We start from the raw sequence: 17,848 nt of genomic DNA, 5'->3' as shown, positions 1-17,848 counted from the left end.
GTCTACCTCGCGCGGAGCTGATGGGAATTGGCAAAGGCCGCGATTGCGCCCGGAACCTCGGAGAGAGAAACAACGCGCGTGGCAGCCCCCATGCGGATCGCCTCGCGCGGCATGCCAAAGACGACGCAGGTCTCTTCGTTCTGGGCAAGGGTCGTGGCCCCCGCTTCGCGCATTTCGCGCAACGAGCGCGCGCCGTCGTCGCCCATGCCCGTGAGGATGATCCCAAGTGCATTTTGCCCTGCGGACTGTGCGGCAGAGCGAAACAGGATATCAACCGAGGGACGGTGCCGACAGATATAGGGACCGTCCACGATCTTGACGCCATAGCTGCGCCCCTGCCGGACGAGCATCATGTGAAAATTACCCGGCGCGATCAGAACCTCTCCGGGATTGCACAGATCGCCATCAGCCGCCTCTTTGACATTGACCCGGCACAGCCCGTTCAGGCGGCGCGCGAAGGCATTTGTGAACCCCGCTGGCATATGCTGCACGATGACGACGGGGGGGCATGTCACCGGCAGCTCCTCCAGAACCGAGCGGATCGCCTCTGTGCCGCCGGTAGAGGCGCCGATACAGACGATCGGCGTGGTGTGGGCGATGTTCTTGGGCCGCGCAGGCGGAATCAAGGCATCCGCCAAGAGCTTGGTGCCGGTCTCACGCGGGGGCGCGACCCTGCGTGCGCTTTTGTGCCCGGACTCGGCGGCGGCATGAATGGCATCACAAATGGCGATGGCGGATTCCTGAAAATCGGCATCGGTCCTCGGTGTCGGCTTTGAGACAACCTCGACTGCGCCACTGGCAAGGGCCGTCAGTGCAAGATCTGATCCGGCTTCGGCATGGCTGGAACAGATCACCACCGGAATGGGGCGCTGCGCCATGATCTTGCGGAGAAAATCAAGCCCGGACATGCGCGGCAACTCCATGTCGAGCAGCATGACATCGGGAAGCCCAGATTGCATTTTCGACACGGCAATAAACGCATCCGCCGCCGTTCCGAACAGTTTCAGGGTCGGATCGGTTTCCACAATCCGCATCAACATGGCCCGCGCCGAGGCTGAATCGTCCACGATCAAGACTGAAATCTGAGGTTTGCAGGCACTGTCCAGCATCGCGGTCTACTCTTTTTGGAACACAGCCGTGGCAAGCTGTTTGAGATTGGGTTGTTTCACGGTCATGGATTCGGAATGTCCAACCACCAGATACCCCTTTGGTGTCAGGTGACGGGCAAGGCGCGCGATGACATTGGCCTGATCCTCGGGCTCAAAGTAGATGAGCACGTTGCGCAGGAAAATGATGTCTACATCCTGATCCACCGGGTAGCTTTCATCCATCAGGTTGAGATACGTGAAGTTTGCCTTGCTTCTCAGGGCTGGCACGATCCGTGCCATCCCGCGCATATCTTCGGACTGCCCCGGCATGGTATACCGCGCGCGCAGGGCAGACGGGACCGGATCAAGGGCGTCAGCCGCGTAAATCGCGCGCTTGGCGGCATCGACCATGCGGGTGGAAATATCCGTACCGAGGATGGCGTATTGAAACTCTGCGCCGTTGCGCACGGCCTCTTCCATGAGCATTGCCGCCGTATAGGCCTCGGACCCATCCGAACAGGCCGCACTCCAGAACTTAACATCGACAGGTTTGTTGAGCCGCTGCTTGCGCCGCAGAATCTGTGGCAGCATTTCATTCATGAGACAGCGGAAATGGGCCGGTTCCCGGAAGAAATCGGTTTTGTTGGTCGTGATAAGATCAATGACATCATCACGTTCCGCGCCAAATCCGCCGTCCTCAAAGAGGTGACGGTAATAGTCTTCAATCGAGCTAAAGCCGAGGGTCTGCACCCGGCGGCGCAGGCGGCTTTCGATCATCACCTTCTTGCCAGAGGGCAATTTGATCCCGGTTTCGCGGGAAATCACCTCTGCAAAGTGGTCGTGATAGGATTTGGCGCGAGACAGGCTCATGTCAGGGCGAACCCTTCTGAAGTTTCGGTGGCGCGTTGAGATGCGAATTCAGTCGTCTTGCGCCGCGCCCCCTCGCCAAACAGCTTTTCGAGGTCGAGAATACAGACGAAATCCCCGTTGCGACGACCAATACCGGTCAGCACACTTTCATCCCATGTGGTGATCCCTGCGTCGGCGGGGGATTTGATCGCGCCCTCATCAAGTTCCGTCACCTCGATCACGCGTTCGGTTTTCAGACCTACGGTTGACCTCTGCTGGCCGTTCATCAGGCTCAGGATGAGAATGCGGGTCTCGGAGGTGTCCTTGGTCGGCCCACGCGACAAAAGCTCGGAGAGGTCGGTAACGGCGATGCTCTCGCCGCGCACGTCGATGAGCCCCAGAAGTTCGGCAGGGCTGTTGGGCAGCGCTGCAATCGGCTGAGTATCCAGGATCTGCTGTACCCGGTTCACGGGCACAGCGAAGAGCGAGCCGCTCGATTGAAAGGTGACGACTTGGGTATTCTCGTTCATGGTTCTATCCTCACGCTGCGTCGCGCGATGCAAAACCATGATCGAGATCATCTTTGTTCGCACCGGGATTGAAAGAAAAGCCACCGGGGTTCCGTGTGGTTCTGAAAAGAGTAGCTTTGGTTGTGCGGGCTGGGCTGGATTTTTCCTGCGGCTGCGCGACGGCGTCGTTTGACAGGACAAAATAGGACACCGCATCCTGCAACTGCTCGGACTGGCTCGAGAGTTCCTCGGCTGTGGCCGAAAGTTCTTCGGCGGCAGAGGTGTTCTCTTGCGTGACCTTATCGAGTTGCTGAATCGCCAGATTGACTTGCGTGGCACCGGACGACAGTTCCTGCGAAGCCGTCGAGATTTCGGTGACGAGGGCCGATGTGCGTTCGATGTCGGGCACAAGACCCTGGAGCATTGCCCCTGCGTTTTCTGCCGTCCGAGCCGTGGTGGCCGACAGGGCAGAGATCTCTGCCGCCGCCGTCTGGCTGCGTTCGGCCAGTTTGCGCACCTCTGCCGCGACAACCGCGAAACCACGCCCATGTTCGCCCGCGCGCGCGGCCTCGACCGCCGCGTTGAGCGCCAGAAGGTCGGTTTGACGCGCGATTTCCTGCACCACCATGATCCGGCTGGCGATTTCCTGCATCGAGGTCACTGCTTCGGCCACGGCCTTGCCGCTCTCACGGGCATCTTTTGCGGATTTGATGGCCATACGCTCGGTCTCGGCGGCGTTCTCGGCGCTTTGCTTGATATTGGCGGACATCTGTTCCATCGAGGCCGACGCCTCTTCGGTGGACGACGCCTGTTCGGTGGCCCCTTGCGACAATTCCTCGGATGTGGCGGCCATTTGCTGACTGCCTGAGGCCACGTTGCGGACAGCGGACGTAACATCCCCCACGACATTGCGCAGTTTGAGAACCATCGCATTGACCGACTGCAAGAGATCGCTGATTTCGTCATTGCTGCGGATGGTGGCAGTTCGCGTCAGATCGCCTGCGGCGACCCGCCCGGTGATGGCGATGGCTCTGCCCAGACCCTTGGAGATCGAGAACGTGACCCAAGAGGCAGCAGTGACACCGATCACGATGGCCGCCGACATCAGAACCAGAAGCACATTGCGTGAGCTGGCGTATTGTGCAGCGGACTCCGCGATCATTTTGGTCATCGTGGCCTCGTTGAGCTCGACGATCCGACGCAATATCTCACGCATCGCGAGCGCCGACTCCTCTCCTTCGGCCTGAAGGTAACGAAACGCCTGACGCTGTTGCCGCATATCTTTCATGGACATGGCCTTGGCATTGACAGCCATAAGCTCTTGCTCAATCCGGCTATATTCCTCCAAGAGAGGCTGCGCTTCTGCACTGGCAATGGACGCGAGGCGATCAAACAAGGCCTTTTTGCCATTCAGGTTTTCTTCGATACTTGCCTTGACCTCGCGTTTGGTCGCAAAGTTCTCGGCAAGGAGATAACTAAGGGTATCGCGTTGAGATCGGGTTTGCGCCGAGATCAGGCTTTCCGACAAATGCACCCGCTCCCCCGCCTCGTTCGAGATAATGTCCAGGTTGCGGTTGAACTCCGCCAAATCCTTGAGGGCAAGAAACATGGCAAATCCAGTCAGCCCCAAAACCAAAAGGAATGTCGCGACCAGTTTCGCTTTTATGGTCAGTCTCATGATATGATTTCCCTTAATCAAAGAGAATTGGCCGTCGCAATATGCGCGGCAAAGATGTTGTTCAGGTCGGGCAGAATGGTGATGCCCTCGGGGCCCTGTATGAGGCCCCGCACGTAATCGGCGGGCCAGATCGTGCCGGTGGGCGGCAAGGGTTCAATACGATCGCAATCAATGGTTATCACCTCGCGCACCTCGTCGGCTGTGATGCCCACGGTGATCTGCTCATTCTCGATCGGGATTTGCAGAACCAGAATACGTGTGTCCTGATCGACAGGCCGCTTGGGAATGCTGAAGATCACACGCAGATCAGCCAGTGGAACAACCCCGCCGCGCACATTGATGACGCCTTGCGCAAAGGCGCCGCCATGGGGGACGCGGGTCACGGGGATGGGCGAGAGGATTTCCAGAACCGCGCTGGTTTCAATGGCGAAAATCCGTTCACCAAGGCGCAGGGCAACCACCGTGAGGGTCTTGCCCGATCCGTTGAGGTCTTTGGTCATGCTGCTTTCTCGATTTTTCTAAGGTCAGTCCGGGCAAGCTCGACAAGATTGCCGACTTCGAGCACGAGGGCGACCGAGCCATCCCCAAGGATGGTGGCCCCAGAGATGGATTTGACGCCCGCATGCAGGCGCGACATCTGTTTGACGACCGTCTGATTGGTTCCAAGGATGCGATCCACCACCAGCCCGACGCGCATGCTCGAGGCAGAGACAACGATCACGTTCTGAAGCGTGTTGTGTTCTTCGGCGCAGTCCAGAAGCGTTCTGAGCCGCAGGAACGGCACCAGAGAGTCGCGGATTTGCAGAAAGCTCGAGGTCGTATCGGCCCCGGCATCGCTCGCAGGCAGTTCCACGATCTCTTGGACCGCCGCCATCGGGATGATGTAGCGATCCCCGCCGACCTCGACCAAAAGCCCGTCGATGATCGACAGCGTGAGCGGCAGGCGCAGGGTGAAGGTTGTGCCGTGGCCCGGTTCGGACGAGATCACGATCCGGCCTCTCAGGCCCTCGACCGTACGCTTGACCACATCCATGCCAACCCCGCGCCCCGACAGCTCTGTAACCTTGGCAGCGGTGGAAAATCCCGGCTCGAGGATGAGCGCGAAAAGCTCGGCCTCGGACGGCGTGGCGTCCGGCGTCAGCAGCCCTTGATCAATGGCGCGCGCGCGCAGTTTGTTGCGATCCAGACCGCGACCGTTATCCTTGACCGAGATCACCACCTCGGCCCCCAGATGCTCGGCGCTGAGCTCGATGGTGCCACAATCCGGTTTGCCCGCGGCAGCGCGCGCCTCATCGGTCTCTAGCCCGTGATCAATCGCGTTGCGGATGATATGCACCAGCGGGTCGCCCAGCCGCTCGATCACGGTTTTATCGAGCTCGGTATCCGCCCCGGTGACAACAAAATTGACCGTTTTGCCCAAGCCTTCGGAGAGATCGTGCACAAGGCGGCGGAACCGGCCGATGATCGAGCTGATGGGCACCATGCGGATGCTCATGGTGGTGTCACGCATCCGGGCAGAGAGGCGCTGAATATCCTCGGCGGCAGCCATGATGGAGGGATCTTTGCTGCTGTTGGCCAAGGCGCTGAGGCGGGCCTCGGCGATGACCAACTCGCCCACCTGATCCATCAACTCGTCCAGACGCTCGGCCGGCACGCGCATCGTCGCACTTTGCTGGGCGGCTTGGGGGCCGGTGACCACGACCTCGGCAGGCACCGCGCTCGCGGCGACATCTGGCGCGGGGGCCGCAAGGTTGACGAGGTTCAACTCCATATTGCCCTCATGGAACATGAAGACGCTGTTGATGTCGTCCTCACGCGCAGAGGCGGGCAGATCCATGGACCACCCCAGCAAACAGGCCTGCGCCTCGATCCCTTCAAGAGCCGGAATCCGGCTGATGTCCGCCACAAGGTTGGTGGCCCCCAGACCGCGCAACTCGTCCAAGAGCACCTCAGGTCGCGCGCCGAGCGCCAAAGCGTCTGTGGCAAGTCGGAAATCCAACCGCCAACCCTGCTCGGCAGAAGCCTCGACATGCGGCTCGACGGTGTCGTTGCCGGGGCTGACGGCCTGCGCGAGGTCATCAAGGATGACCTGTCGTGCGGGGGTCATGGCGGCTTCTCCGGCCAGATAGCCCTTGATTTCGTCGGCGGCGCGCAGCGCCACGCGGATCAAAGAGGCGCTGACCTTGATTTCCCCAGAACGGATTTTTTCAAACGCGGTTTCAAATTTGTGAATGAACGCCGCCAAGTCCGTGAATCCGAACATCGCACCGGACCCCTTTATTGTATGCAGGTCCCGAAAGGCCGCATTTATCAGATCCATATTGTTCGGGTCTGCTTGCAGCTTCAGCAGGCCTTGCTCGAGGCTTTCAAGAAGTTCACTGGCCTCTTCGAGAAAGACCGCAGAAATGTCATTATCCATCATCCCAGAACCTTCTGAATGACGCTGAGAAGTTGCGCCTGTGAAAACGGCTTGACCATCCAGCCAAGGGCACCGACCGAACGGGCCTCTTGCTTGAGCGCATCGGCCGAGTCGGTGGACAAAAAGATGACCGGAATACCCTGACTGCTGGGATGGGCGCGAAAGGCGCGGATAAAGCCCAGACCATCCAAATTCGGCATGTTCTGATCGGTCAGAACCGCGTCGATCTTGAGTGTGGTGGCCTTTTCCAGGGCATCCCGCCCATCAACGGCCTCAATGACATTATAACCTGCCCCGCGCAGGGTCAGGCCGACCATTTGCCGAATGGACGGAGAATCGTCGACCGCGAGAACCGTTTTCATGCTGCCACCTGCCTAGTCTGAACGCTATTGATCCCGACGAGAACGCCATTCTCGACCACCGCCAGCGGCAAGAGCGCGATCCGATCGAGCGCGGTTTCCAGAACGCTCCCCGAGGGCATGTCGACGGCAAACCGATGCGCAAGGCCCTGCGCCGTCTTGAAGGCCGACAACAGAACCTGAAGGCTGGCGGCATCGATACTGACGAGTTTCTTGGTGCAAAGGGTGACGTCACCGTTGGTCAGGGCGGTGTTCAATTGCTGGGCAAGATCGTCTGCCGAGGCGATCTTCAAATCCCCGGTCAGAGGAAGTTTCTTGGTCATGAGGTCTGTGGTCCGTACTTGGGGACAGATCTGAAAAAGCCCACTTTATGACCTTTTCAAATATGTCAGCTACAACAGGTGTCTTCGCGATCAACGGTTGCGCCTTGGCATTGTTTACAAACGCCAAAGGCCAGTTTGACCTTCGAAAGATCACATCTGGGTGTAAAAGTTGGCGGCGCTATCTATGGCGCTACACCCGTGCCGGTTACGGCCCCTATGCCTGCAACTTCGGGTCAAATCAGCGCTGTTTCGTCATTTTCACCGCTTCTCGGCGCCCCAACTACCCATGAGGATAGTTAACCCCCCGCGCTCACCTGCCGTTCAAACCTTTGAGGAGCGCATCATGCCATCCCATCCAAGGATGATCACCCGTGACGGACCGTAAAAGAGCCGAGCAAGGGACAAAAACGTGCCGTAGCACCAGCGCCGAGCGATCGGAGAGCCCCCGGTGTGTCGCCTGTTTTGTCCGGTTTCGGTGTTCTCACGCTTTTTAATTTTTTCGCGTCCACAACAACTTGTGACGCAACTTGACCAAAGGACCAACCATGAGACTGAGTATCAAAGCCAAGCTGGCCGGAACCTTTATCTTTATCTTTGCCTTGTTCGGCGCCTCTGTCGTCATGGCGCTGCGCGACCTCAGAGCCGCCGATCAGGAGCTTCAGGACATCAAGCGCCTGGAAGTCACCGAACTGGGCGTGATCAATGAAATGTTCGAGGCAAAATTGCAGGTCTTGACCGGTGTGGCCGCTTTCCTGATCGGCCTGCCCGATGCGCCGGCTGACCACCTCGACAAGATCAAGGCAGGCGTCATAGCCCAAGCCTCTATCGTCGATGACAAGATCATCGAATTGGGTGCCATGGCGAAAAACCCCGAGCTGGTGGCCGAGTTGAATGCTTTTGAAGAGTTGCACAAACGCGCCTTTGCGATGAACACCCGCGTGATCGCGTTGGAGGCCGCCGGGAATGGCGACGCGGCCAATACTCTTTTTCATAAAGACCTGATGGACATGGGGGTCGACATTCGAGCCTCGCTTCAGAATATGCGCGAGACCATCGTCGGCAACCTTAGTGAGCGCGCCGCAGAGGCAACCGTCGCCTATGAAACAGCCAAGTTCAACCTGGTGCTGATGCTGATCCTCTCTTTGCTGGTCGGTCTCGCGGCGGCGACCGTGATCACGCTCTCCATCGCCCGGCGGGTGGCACAGGCCGCGGAACTGGCGCACGGCATTTCCCAAGGCGACCTGCGCCATACGCTCGACGTGCGTGGCCGTGATGAGGTGTCGACCTTGCAGGCGTCGATCAACGACATGGTCCTGCGTCTGCGCGATATTGTGGCCGACGTGACCAATTCGGTGCGCAACGTCTCTTCGGGTGCGGCGCAGCTGGCGGAAACCTCGGAAGAGCTGGCGCGCGGCGCCTCTGACCAGGCTGCGGCGACAGAAGAAGCCTCGTCTGCAGTCGAACAGATGACCGCGAATATCAAGCAGAGCGCCGAAAACTCGCAGATCACGGAAGGCATCGCAACCAAATCCGCCGAGGATGCCCGCACCAGTGGGCGCGCCGTGGCCGATGCCGTAAGTGCGATGCAGACGATTGCGGACCGCATCATGATCGTTCAGGAAATCGCGCGGCAAACCGATCTTCTGGCGCTGAATGCCGCCGTCGAGGCCGCACGCGCGGGCGAGCATGGGCGCGGCTTTGCCGTGGTCGCCGCAGAGGTGCGCAAACTGGCCGAGCGTAGCCAAACCGCCGCCGCCGAGATTTCGTCGCTGTCCGCCACCACGGTGAGCACGGCCGTCGGAGCCGGGACGATGTTGGCGGAACTGGTGCCCAATATCGAACGCACCTCGGGTCTGGTGACGGAAATCAGCGATGCCTCGCGCGAGCTTTCGAGCGGCTCGTCGCAGATTGCCCTCTCCATCCAGCAGCTTGACCTTGTGACCCAGACCAACAACGCCGCCTCAGAGGAACTGTCAAGCAGCGCGACCGAGCTTGCCAGTCTCGCCGATGAGCTGACCGTCGCGGTGGGCTTCTTCAAGGTGGCGGATCAACCTGCCGTCGAGCTTCGGCGAGAAACCCGCAGTTCTTCAACAAGTTCGGTGGTTCCGCTCAAGCGAGGCAAGGCATCTACCAAGCCGCAATCGTCGAAACCCGCGAAATCGGAGGGCGGTTTCGAATTCGATCTGGGCTCTTCGGGCGACGATCTTGACGCGCGCTTTGCCCATAAGGAAAGCGCCTAAGCAAAGCCTTGGGGCAGGTTGGGAAACCCACCTGCCCCAAGGATTCAGACTATTCGTTCCAAGCCTTGTCGACGCCGTCGATCTGAACCCGCGTTGGCAGGCCCAGACGATCCAGCACCGGGAAATAGGGCTTGGGGTCAAGTTCTTCGACATTGCGCATCGCGCCCACGTCCCAATCCCCTTGGGCGATAAGGATCGCGGCGGCGACAGGTGGCACGCCAGCGGTGTAGGAAATCCCCTGGCTGCCAACCTCTTCAAAGGCCTCTTTGTGATCGGCCACGTTGTAGACAAACACCTCAACCGGCGCGCCGTTCTTGGTGCCCTTGACCAGGTCTCCGATACAGGTTTTGCCGGTGTAGTTCGGCGCCAGCGATGCCGGATCAGGCAGCACCGCCTTGACCACCTTGAGCGGCACCACTTCCAGCCCCTCAGCGGTTGTTACGGGATGCTCCGACAAAAGGCCTAGGTTCTTGAGCACCGTAAAGACATTGATGTAATGCTCGCCAAAGCCCATCCAGAACCGCACATCGGCATCCGGGTAATTGGCCGCAAGCGAATGCACCTCGTCATGACCCGAGAGATAGGCGCGGCAGGTGCCCACCACGGGCAAATCCCAATCGCGGCCGACCTCGAACATCTTGTTCTCTTGCCATGCCCGGTTCTGCCATGAATAAACCGTGCCGGTGAATTCGCGAAAGTTGATCTCGGGGTCGAAATTGGTCGCGAAGTACCGGCCATGCGAGCCTGCGTTGATGTCGACGATGTCGATGGACGTGACCTTGTCCATGTATTCGTCAGCGGCAAAACGGGCAAAGGCGTTGACGACGCCGGGATCAAAGCCGATCCCCAGAATGGCGGTCACACCGTTTTGGGCGCAAAGATCGCGCTTTTTCCACTCGTAATTGCCATACCAAGGGGGCGTTTCGCAAATCTTGGCGGGGTCTTCGTGAATGGCGGTGTCGATATAGGCGACCCCTGTCTCGATACAGGCGTCCAGAACCGACATGTTCACGAAGGGCGAACCGACATTGATGACAATCTGCGCGCCCGTCTCGCGGATGAGCGCGGCCACGGCGGCGCTGTCCATGGCATCAATCGCATGGCTGGCAAAGGTGCCCGGCACCTTCATCGCTGATTTCTCGTGAACCGAGGCGATGATCGCGTCGCATTTCGCCTGCGTGCGCGAGGCGATGTGCAGATCGCCCAGAATATCGTTGTTCTGGGCGCATTTATGGGCGACGACCTGCGCCACGCCTCCGGCACCGATGATGAGCACGTTACGTTTCACTTCTGCTGTCTCCTTTTCTTGCAGGACAGGGGAAGGAGGGCGATCAGCCCCGGGAAAGAGTGTGGGTGGTCCTCATGAGAGCGAGGCGGCATAGTCCTCGAAGGTAAAACTGCGGATCAGATCGACCGTGCCATCAGAGCGTCGGATGGCAATAGCGGGCATGTTGACGCCATTGAACCAGTTTTTCTTGACCATCGTGTAACCGGCAGCATCGCCGATCGAAATGCGGTCGCCGACAGCGAGCGGTGCCACAAACCGCGCCTCGCCGAAAATATCCCCCGCAAGGCAGGATTTGCCGCAGATTTGATAGGCATGGCTGCCCTCTTGCGGCAGCTTCGCGCTCTCACGGTAGATCAAGAGGTCAAGCATATGCGCCTCGGTGCTGGAATCGACGATGGCCAATTCCTTGCCATTGTCGAGAATGTCGAGCACCGTAACCTCAAGCGTGGTCGATTGGGTTATCGCCGCCTCGCCCGGTTCCAGATAGACCTGCACCTCGAACTTCTCGGCAAACTCCTTGAGCCGCGCCGCTAACTCCTCCAGTGGGTAATCGTTCCCGGTGAAATGGATGCCCCCCCCAAGCGAGACCCATTGCAGACGCTCCAAAACCGGCCCAAACTCGTCCTCGATCCGGGTCAACTGGCGGTCAAAGAGGTCAAAATCACTGTTTTCGCAGTTATAGTGGATCATTACGCCGGAAATCTGGTCGATCACGCCAAGAATCTTGTCCACTTCCCATTCGCCCAACCGCGAAAAGGGTCGCGCAGGATCGGCCAGATCGAAACTCGACGTTGAAAACCGCGGATTGAGGCGCAGACCGCGTTCAATTCCTGCCGATTGGCTGTCGTAGCGCTGCAACTGCCCCACGGTGTTGAAAATGATCTTATCGGCGTAGGACACAGCCTCGTCGATCTCGGCGTCCGACCAGGCGACCGAATAGGCGTGGGTTTCCTTGCCGAACTTCTCGCGCCCCAACCGCAACTCGAAGAGCGAAGATGAGGTGGTGCCATCCATATACGGCTGCATCGTCGGAAAGGAGGACCATGTGGCAAAGCATTTCAGCGCCAAAAGCGCCTTGGCCCCCGACAGCGCGCGCAGCCGCTCGATCTTGCGCATGTTCTGTAAAAGGCGCTCTTCGTCGATCAGGTAATAGGGTGTCGGAATCATCTGGCCCCCCTTTGCTGTCACAGGGTCATACGGTTGCGCAGCGCATACCCCCCCCGCCCCTGCGATGCAATGGCAGAGCGACCCTGAGACGCGCATGAGAGGGTCGCAGCGATTGACACAAAACGGGAACATGTGTAGAACAAAACCAAATGACCCGCGAGAGGACCCGGCCCATGCTGACCAAGAAACAACTCGATTTGCTGGAGTTCATCCAAAAGCGTGTGCAGCGCGATGGGGTGCCGCCCAGCTTTGACGAGATGAAAGAGGCGCTGGATCTGCGGTCGAAATCCGGCATTCACCGCCTCATCACGGCGCTGGAGGAGCGCGGGTTCATCCGGCGTCTGGCGCATCGCGCGCGCGCGCTGGAAATCGTGCGCCTGCCCGAGAGCCTGGGCGGCGAGGCGCGGCACAGCTTTACCCCCCGCGTGATCGACGGCGACCGCCCCGATGCCCCCCGCCCCGCCAATGCCCAGCCGGTCGAGGTGGCGCATGCCTTTGAGGTGCCGCTTATGGGTCGTATCGCCGCCGGTGTGCCGATCGAGGCGATTGCCCAAGTGCAGCACAATGTCTCGGTGCCCAGCGGTATGGTCAGAGGCACAGCCAATCACTATGCGCTGGAGGTGCGCGGCGACTCGATGATCGAGGCGGGGATCAACGATGGCGATGTGGTGATCATCCGCGAGACATCGGTTGCGGATAATGGGGACATTGTCGTGGCCTTGATCGAGGACCAGGAGGCGACGCTCAAACGCTTTTACCGCCGGGGCAATTCTATCGCGCTCGAGGCGGCAAACCCCGCCTATGAAACCCGGCTCTTTCCTGACGATCAGGTCCGGGTTCAGGGACGATTGGTCGGGCTGATCCGCAGCTATTGAGAGTTCCAGAGCCGCGCGCCGCTCAAGTCGCGCGCGGTTACAAGGCGCAAATCCGATCCATCTGCGTAGAGCGCGAGCGATCCTGTCACGCGTAGTGTATCGGGCGTGCTGATCCAACAGTCACGGTTTTGGGTTGGCGCACTCTCTGGGCGTGGCTCCGGTGTCGCGCTTATTAGGATCAGCTTGGCCCCCTCGCACAGGATCGGCTTGGCGGCTGCATCCTTGCCTGCCAAGATCCGAACACCGTTGGCCAAGGCAAGGTCCTCGGACCATCGCTCAAAAGCCGCCTCGCGCGTTGCCGCGTCGCCGTCATTCTCCAACCAGTTCTGAGCCACGAACCCACCGCCAGACACCTTGTTGAGCGCGCGTCCTGTCTCGGTCATGATGCCGATCAGGCCTGACGTGTCGGAAACGATCATCACCGGGCGCTCTGCTGCGCCCCAGAGAAAAACGCCGACGACCACCGGCACGGCCCCCAATATCCGCGTCCGCCCCTGCCAAAGCACGATAAAGAGCGCCCCGAGTGCCAGGAGCGGCAGCACATGGGGGCCGGGGGCCACCACCGGCACGCGCGCCCCGTCCAGTGCGGCCACCCATTCCGCCACGCCAAGTATCCAGCGCAAGCCAAGCTCCATCACGCGCAGCGCGATCCAGTCGAGGCCAAGCGGCAACAAAAGCGTGGCCAAAACCGCCGCTGGCATCACCAGCACCCCCATCAATGGCACACTCACCAGATTGGCCAAGAGGCCGAATTGCGCGTATTGGTTGAAATGTGCCGCAGCGACCGGCGCTGTCGCGGCCCCTGCCACGGCGGACGAAATCACCACGGCCAACACCGGGCGCAGCCAGCGGGGACCAAGAGCCCACCCCGCATCGCGCAGCCAGCCAAACACCGCAACCAACCCCACGGTCGCGGCAAAGGACATCTGAAAGCCCGGACCCAGCAACGCCTCGGGCTGAAGGGCCAGCACGATCATCGCCGCCACCGCCACCGCGCGCAGGCTAAATGCGCGCCGCTCCAGCATCACCGCGCCCAGCATCACCGCGACCATGACAAAGGCGCGCTCAGTCGCGACATTCCCCCCCGATAGCCCCAAATACCCGGCCCCGGCCAGGAGCGCGAGAAAGGCCGAGAGCTTCTTGGCCGGGAGGCGCAAACCTATGCGCGGCACGGCTGCAAAGCCCAAACGAAAGGCGGCAAAGACAAACCCGGCCAATAGCCCCATGTGCAGCCCTGAAATGGCCAAGAGATGTGCAAGGTTGGAAATGCGCATTGCTTCCAGTGTCGATAGGCTGAGACCAGCCCGGTCGCCGGTCATGATCGCAGCGGCAAAAGCACCCGTTTGCCCCGGCAGGCGGCTCTGCACATGCTGCGACAGAGCCATGCGCGCGCGAAAGAGTGCTTGGCCCCCCGCCCCCGCGTCCAGCCGCAGAACCGGCGTGCGGGTATAACCCACCGCGCCAAGTCTCAGAAACCACGCATGGCGCTGGAAATCAAAGCCCCCGGGCTCGACCGGACCACCCGCCGGGCCCAGATGCGCCGTCAGGATCACCCGCTCTCCGGCGCGGGGCGTGAAATGGCTCTGATCGCCATGAAGCGACACGCGCACCCGATTGGGCGTGCGCGCGGGATCGGTGCGCTCCAGAACCACGCGGTCGAGCGTCAGTCGCAGCGCGTCCGAAGCCGAGCGGTCGACCCCCACTATCCGCCCCTCCACCGGGCCGTAGTAGCGCCAGCCCAGAACCGGCCCCGCCACCAGATGCGCGCGCAGACCCGCGAGGGCAAAGCCCGCCAGCATCAACGCCACCGCCCAGAGCAGTGGCCCCGACCATTCCCGCCCGCGTGCGGCCAACAGCGCCAACACAAGCGCTCCGCCGCCACAGCCCCACAGGGCCATCACCGAAGGTTCGCGCAAAAGCGCGAAATAGGTCGCAACGCCACAGGCCGTGCCAACCGGCACCCACGGGAAAAGCGCGCCGCGCTGCGCCAGCCAGACCGCCTCAATCCGGGGCCAGATCGGGTGCCAGATGCCCAAGGCTTGTTTCCCCCATGACGGGCCGATAGACAGTCGCCAACGCTAGCCGCATCATCGTTACCGAAAGGTTAATTCTCCCCATGTCGCAACAGGTCGTGACCCGCTTTGCCCCTTCGCCCACCGGCTATTTGCACATCGGGGGGGCGCGTACAGCGCTGTTCAACTGGCTTTATGCCCGTGGTCGCGGCGGCAAGTTCCTGCTGCGGATCGAGGATACCGACCGGGCGCGCTCGACCCCAGAAGCGACCCAAGCGATTCTGGAGGGGTTGGCCTGGCTTGGCCTTGACCACGATGACGAGGCGATCAGCCAGTTCGAGCGCGCCGACCGCCACGCCGAGGTGGCACGCAAATTGCTGGCCGAGGGCATGGCCTATAAATGCTTTGCCACGCAGGACGAGATCGAAACCTTCCGCGAGGCTGCACGCGCCGAGGGCCGCTCGACCCTTTTCCAAAGCCCCTGGCGCGACGCGACGCCCGATCAACACCCCGAGGGTGTGCCCTATGTCATCCGAATCAAGGCCCCCCGTGACGGTGTGACCGTGATCCGCGACGAGGTGCAGGGCGATGTCACCATCCGCAACGATCAGCTCGACGATATGGTCCTGCTGCGCGGCGATGGCACGCCGGTCTATATGCTGGCCGTGGCTGTCGATGATCACGACATGGGTGTGACCCATGTCATCCGGGGCGACGATCACCTCAACAACGCCGCGCGCCAGATGATGATCTATCAGGCGATGGGCTGGCCCCTGCCGGTTTATGCCCATATCCCGCTCATTCACGGCCCCGATGGCAAGAAGTTGAGCAAGCGCCATGGCGCGCTTGGCGTCGAGGAATATCAGAAGATGGGCTATCCGGCGGCGGGGATACGCAACTATCTGGCGCGCCTCGGCTGGAGCCATGGCGATGCGGAATTCTTCGACGATGCGCAGGCGCAGGCCTGGTTCGACCTCAAGGGAATCGGCAAATCCCCGGCGCGTCTGGACTTCAAGAAACTCGAGAATCTCTGCGGTCAGCACATCGCCGCAGCGGACGATGCTGCGCTGCTGCATGAATTGCAGGGGTTTCTGGCGGCAACCGGACAGCCGGCGCTGAATGACGAGAAATTGACGCTCTTTGCGCGCGGCATGTACTGTCTCAAGGAACGCGCCAAGACCTTTCCGGAACTGATTGATAAAGCTGCATTTATCCTTGCGACGCGGCCAATTCAGATCGAAGAGAAGGCCGCAGGGCATCTCGATACAGTATCCCGTGGTATACTGAAAGAATTGACGCCGCACTTGCAAACTGCTACGTGGACGCGTGAGGATATCGAGGCTCTGGCGACCCAATTCGCCGAAGACCATGGAACGAAATTCGGCAAGCTGGCAGGCCCCCTCCGGGCGGCACTGGCGGGCCGCAGTGCGACACCCAGTGTGTTCGACATGATGCTGGTCCTAGGGCGGGACGAAACCATCGCCCGGTTGACCGATGCGGCCTGTGGGGGGGAATGATCCCTTGGCATGGCACTACGTTTATTCAGCTCGATGCGCAGATGGCGCAAGCGGGCGCTGAGAGGGAGGACCCCTGATGTCGGAAGTCAAAAGAGTGGCAAAGCTGGAAATCGACGGCAAGACCTATGAATTGCCGATGCACTCGCCCACGGCGGGCCCGGATGTGATCGACATCCGCAAGCTCTATGCCGACGCGGGCGTCTTCACCTACGATCCCGGCTATACGTCAACGGCAAGCTGTGACAGCACCATCACCTTTATCGACGGTGACAAGGGCGAGTTGCTGCATCGCGGCTATCCGATCGACCAGTTGGCCGAGAAATCGCACTATCTCGAAGTGTGCTACCTGCTGCTCTACGGCGAGTTGCCCAGCCCCGCACAGCTCGAGGATTTCGAGAGCCGCGTGACCAATCACACCATGATCCACGAACAGATGCACTTCCTCTTCCGTGGCTTCCGCCGGGATGCGCATCCGATGGCGATCATGGTGGGCGTCGTGGGCGCGCTCAGCGCGTTCTATCACGACAGCACCGACATTGCCGATCCGTGGCAGCGCGAAGTCGCCTCGATCCGCCTTATCGCCAAGATGCCGACCATTGCGGCGATGGCGTTCAAATACACCATCGGCCAGCCGTTCGAATATCCGCGCAATGACCTCGACTACGCGTCGAACTTCCTGCGCATGTGCTTTGCCGTGCCTGCCGAGAATTACGTCGTCAACCCGATCCTCAGCCGGGCGATGGACCGTATTTTCACGCTCCATGCCGATCACGAGCAGAATGCCTCGACCTCGACCGTGCGTCTGGCCTCGTCATCTGGTGCCAATCCGTTTGCCTGCGTCGCGGCGGGCATCGCCTGTCTCTGGGGTCCGGCACATGGCGGCGCCAATCAGGCCTGTCTCGAGATGTTGCAGGAAATCGGTACGCCGGATCGTATCCCGGAATATATCGCCCGCGCCAAGGACAAGGACGATCCCTTCCGTCTGATGGGCTTTGGCCACCGGGTCTACAAGAATTTCGATCCGCGCGCCAAGGTGATGAAGCAATCCGCCGATGAGGTTCTGGAACTCTTGGGCGTCGAGAACAACCCGACGCTTCAGGTCGCCAAGGAATTGGAGCGTCAGGCGCTGGCTGATCCGTATTTCGCGGAGAAGAAGCTGTTTCCGAATGTCGATTTCTACTCGGGCATTATCCTCGAGGCGATGGGCTTTCCGACCTCGATGTTCACGCCGATCTTCGCGGTCAGCCGCACCATCGGCTGGATTTCCCAGTGGAAGGAAATGATCGCCGATCCGCAGCTCAAGATCGGCCGTCCTCGCCAGCTCTACAAAGGGGCGACGCTGCGCGATTACGTGGACATCGAGAAGCGCTAAGCTCTCAAACACACGGCCCCCAACCCCGGCTAAAAGGCCGGGGTTTCTGTTTGGAAAGCCTTCAACAACAATCCACATCCGCGACCTGACATTGTTTCCAATGCTGCCAGAAACTCGATTGAAACCGAGTTTATGATTGATTTTCAACATAT

15 protein-coding genes are annotated in these 17,848 nt (G+C 60.4%); 4 read left to right on the top strand and 11 right to left on the bottom strand.

The genetic code is table 11. The annotated features are described in order from the left end of the window. Positions 1-2: 2 nt before the first annotated feature. From ROSMUC_RS07260 to ROSMUC_RS07225, 8 genes are read right to left on the bottom strand one after another with little or no spacing between them, the layout of a single operon-like run. Positions 3-1,109, bottom strand: coding sequence for a protein-glutamate methylesterase/protein-glutamine glutaminase (locus ROSMUC_RS07260; RefSeq protein ID WP_037271183.1), 1,107 nt, complete (start codon positions 1,107-1,109; stop codon positions 3-5). 6 nt (positions 1,110-1,115) lie between these two features. After that, on the bottom strand, positions 1,116-1,958 hold the full coding sequence (locus ROSMUC_RS07255) for a CheR family methyltransferase (protein WP_037271180.1): 843 nt from the start codon (positions 1,956-1,958) through the stop codon (positions 1,116-1,118). Next, on the bottom strand, positions 1,955-2,467 hold the full coding sequence (locus tag ROSMUC_RS07250) for a chemotaxis protein CheW (protein WP_075571717.1): 513 nt from the start codon (positions 2,465-2,467) through the stop codon (positions 1,955-1,957). Before ROSMUC_RS07250 ends, ROSMUC_RS07255 begins: the two co-directional genes overlap by 4 nt. 10 nt (positions 2,468-2,477) lie before the next feature. Next, entirely contained in the window at positions 2,478-4,124 is a 1,647-nt protein-coding gene (locus tag ROSMUC_RS07245; RefSeq protein WP_037271177.1) for a methyl-accepting chemotaxis protein, read from the bottom strand. Positions 4,125-4,141: 17 nt separating this feature from the next. Then, complete coding sequence (locus ROSMUC_RS07240) at positions 4,142-4,624, bottom strand: chemotaxis protein CheW (RefSeq protein ID WP_037271175.1); 483 nt, start codon at positions 4,622-4,624, stop codon at positions 4,142-4,144. After that, positions 4,621-6,546: a chemotaxis protein CheA gene (locus tag ROSMUC_RS07235; RefSeq protein ID WP_037271171.1), complete on the bottom strand. Its 1,926-nt coding sequence runs from the start codon at positions 6,544-6,546 to the stop codon at positions 4,621-4,623. The genes ROSMUC_RS07240 and ROSMUC_RS07235 overlap by 4 nt, the downstream gene beginning before the upstream one ends. Continuing rightward, a complete protein-coding gene (locus ROSMUC_RS07230; RefSeq protein WP_037271168.1) occupies positions 6,543-6,905 on the bottom strand; it encodes a response regulator in 363 nt (120 codons plus the stop codon). The genes ROSMUC_RS07235 and ROSMUC_RS07230 overlap by 4 nt, the downstream gene beginning before the upstream one ends. Further along, positions 6,902-7,225 carry an STAS domain-containing protein gene (locus ROSMUC_RS07225; protein ID WP_037271166.1) on the bottom strand — a complete coding sequence of 108 codons (324 nt, stop codon included), beginning with the start codon at positions 7,223-7,225 and terminating at the stop codon, positions 6,902-6,904. The genes ROSMUC_RS07230 and ROSMUC_RS07225 overlap by 4 nt, the downstream gene beginning before the upstream one ends. Positions 7,226-7,770: 545 nt before the next feature. On the opposite strand from ROSMUC_RS07225, the gene ROSMUC_RS20980 reads away from it, so the two are divergent. Then, positions 7,771-9,465 (top strand): methyl-accepting chemotaxis protein, encoded by a 1,695-nt coding sequence (locus ROSMUC_RS20980; RefSeq protein ID WP_052115283.1) that lies wholly within the window; start codon positions 7,771-7,773, stop codon positions 9,463-9,465. 49 nt (positions 9,466-9,514) lie between these two features. Here the strand turns inward: ROSMUC_RS20980 and ROSMUC_RS07215 are convergent, their stop codons facing one another. Further along, a complete protein-coding gene (locus tag ROSMUC_RS07215; protein WP_037271163.1) occupies positions 9,515-10,753 on the bottom strand; it encodes a saccharopine dehydrogenase family protein in 1,239 nt (412 codons plus the stop codon). 72 nt (positions 10,754-10,825) lie between these two features. After that, complete coding sequence (locus ROSMUC_RS07210; RefSeq protein WP_037271160.1) at positions 10,826-11,920, bottom strand: carboxynorspermidine decarboxylase; 1,095 nt, start codon at positions 11,918-11,920, stop codon at positions 10,826-10,828. 173 nt (positions 11,921-12,093) lie between these two features. Here ROSMUC_RS07210 and lexA point away from each other — a divergent pair, with 173 nt between their 5' ends. After that, positions 12,094-12,795: a transcriptional repressor LexA gene (gene lexA / locus ROSMUC_RS07205; protein ID WP_037271157.1), complete on the top strand. Its 702-nt coding sequence runs from the start codon at positions 12,094-12,096 to the stop codon at positions 12,793-12,795. On the opposite strand, the gene ROSMUC_RS07200 is transcribed toward lexA, so the two are convergent. Then, the gene (locus ROSMUC_RS07200) at positions 12,789-14,831 is read right to left on the bottom strand and encodes a ComEC/Rec2 family competence protein (RefSeq protein ID WP_037271155.1); all 2,043 of its coding nucleotides are present in this window, start codon (positions 14,829-14,831) and stop codon (positions 12,789-12,791) included. The two genes, lexA and ROSMUC_RS07200, sit on opposite strands and share 7 nt — an antisense overlap. 80 nt (positions 14,832-14,911) lie before the next feature. Between ROSMUC_RS07200 and gltX the strand changes: the two genes are divergently transcribed. Both gltX and gltA read left to right on the top strand, forming a co-directional pair. Then, positions 14,912-16,324: a glutamate--tRNA ligase gene (gltX, locus tag ROSMUC_RS07195; protein ID WP_037271152.1), complete on the top strand. Its 1,413-nt coding sequence runs from the start codon at positions 14,912-14,914 to the stop codon at positions 16,322-16,324. Between the two features lie 76 nt (positions 16,325-16,400). Beyond that, positions 16,401-17,696, top strand: coding sequence for a citrate synthase (gltA, locus tag ROSMUC_RS07190; RefSeq protein WP_037271150.1), 1,296 nt, complete (start codon positions 16,401-16,403; stop codon positions 17,694-17,696). Positions 17,697-17,848 lie beyond the last annotated feature (152 nt).

This window comes from Roseovarius mucosus DSM 17069, from assembly GCF_000768555.3.
GTDB lineage: Bacteria > Pseudomonadota > Alphaproteobacteria > Rhodobacterales > Rhodobacteraceae > Roseovarius > Roseovarius mucosus.
The sequence above is the reverse complement of the archived record's forward strand: the minus strand, read 5'-3'. Positions and strand labels throughout refer to the sequence as shown.

What these genes read in the sequence shown, in the direction of transcription:
- ROSMUC_RS07245 (WP_037271177.1), bottom strand. Translation starts at nt 4,124, where the DNA reads ATGAGACTGACCATAAAAGCGAAACTGGTCGCGACATTCCTTTTGGTT.
- ROSMUC_RS07260 (WP_037271183.1), bottom strand. Translation starts at nt 1,109, where the DNA reads ATGCTGGACAGTGCCTGCAAACCTCAGATTTCAGTCTTGATCGTGGAC.
- ROSMUC_RS07255 (WP_037271180.1), bottom strand. Translation starts at nt 1,958, where the DNA reads ATGAGCCTGTCTCGCGCCAAATCCTATCACGACCACTTTGCAGAGGTG.
- ROSMUC_RS07230 (WP_037271168.1), bottom strand. Translation starts at nt 6,905, where the DNA reads ATGAAAACGGTTCTCGCGGTCGACGATTCTCCGTCCATTCGGCAAATG.
- lexA (WP_037271157.1), top strand. Translation starts at nt 12,094, where the DNA reads ATGCTGACCAAGAAACAACTCGATTTGCTGGAGTTCATCCAAAAGCGT.
- gltA (WP_037271150.1), top strand. Translation starts at nt 16,401, where the DNA reads ATGTCGGAAGTCAAAAGAGTGGCAAAGCTGGAAATCGACGGCAAGACC.
- ROSMUC_RS20980 (WP_052115283.1), top strand. Translation starts at nt 7,771, where the DNA reads ATGAGACTGAGTATCAAAGCCAAGCTGGCCGGAACCTTTATCTTTATC.
- gltX (WP_037271152.1), top strand. Translation starts at nt 14,912, where the DNA reads ATGTCGCAACAGGTCGTGACCCGCTTTGCCCCTTCGCCCACCGGCTAT.
- ROSMUC_RS07250 (WP_075571717.1), bottom strand. Translation starts at nt 2,467, where the DNA reads ATGAACGAGAATACCCAAGTCGTCACCTTTCAATCGAGCGGCTCGCTC.
- ROSMUC_RS07240 (WP_037271175.1), bottom strand. Translation starts at nt 4,624, where the DNA reads ATGACCAAAGACCTCAACGGATCGGGCAAGACCCTCACGGTGGTTGCC.
- ROSMUC_RS07210 (WP_037271160.1), bottom strand. Translation starts at nt 11,920, where the DNA reads ATGATTCCGACACCCTATTACCTGATCGACGAAGAGCGCCTTTTACAG.
- ROSMUC_RS07225 (WP_037271166.1), bottom strand. Translation starts at nt 7,225, where the DNA reads ATGACCAAGAAACTTCCTCTGACCGGGGATTTGAAGATCGCCTCGGCA.
- ROSMUC_RS07235 (WP_037271171.1), bottom strand. Translation starts at nt 6,546, where the DNA reads ATGATGGATAATGACATTTCTGCGGTCTTTCTCGAAGAGGCCAGTGAA.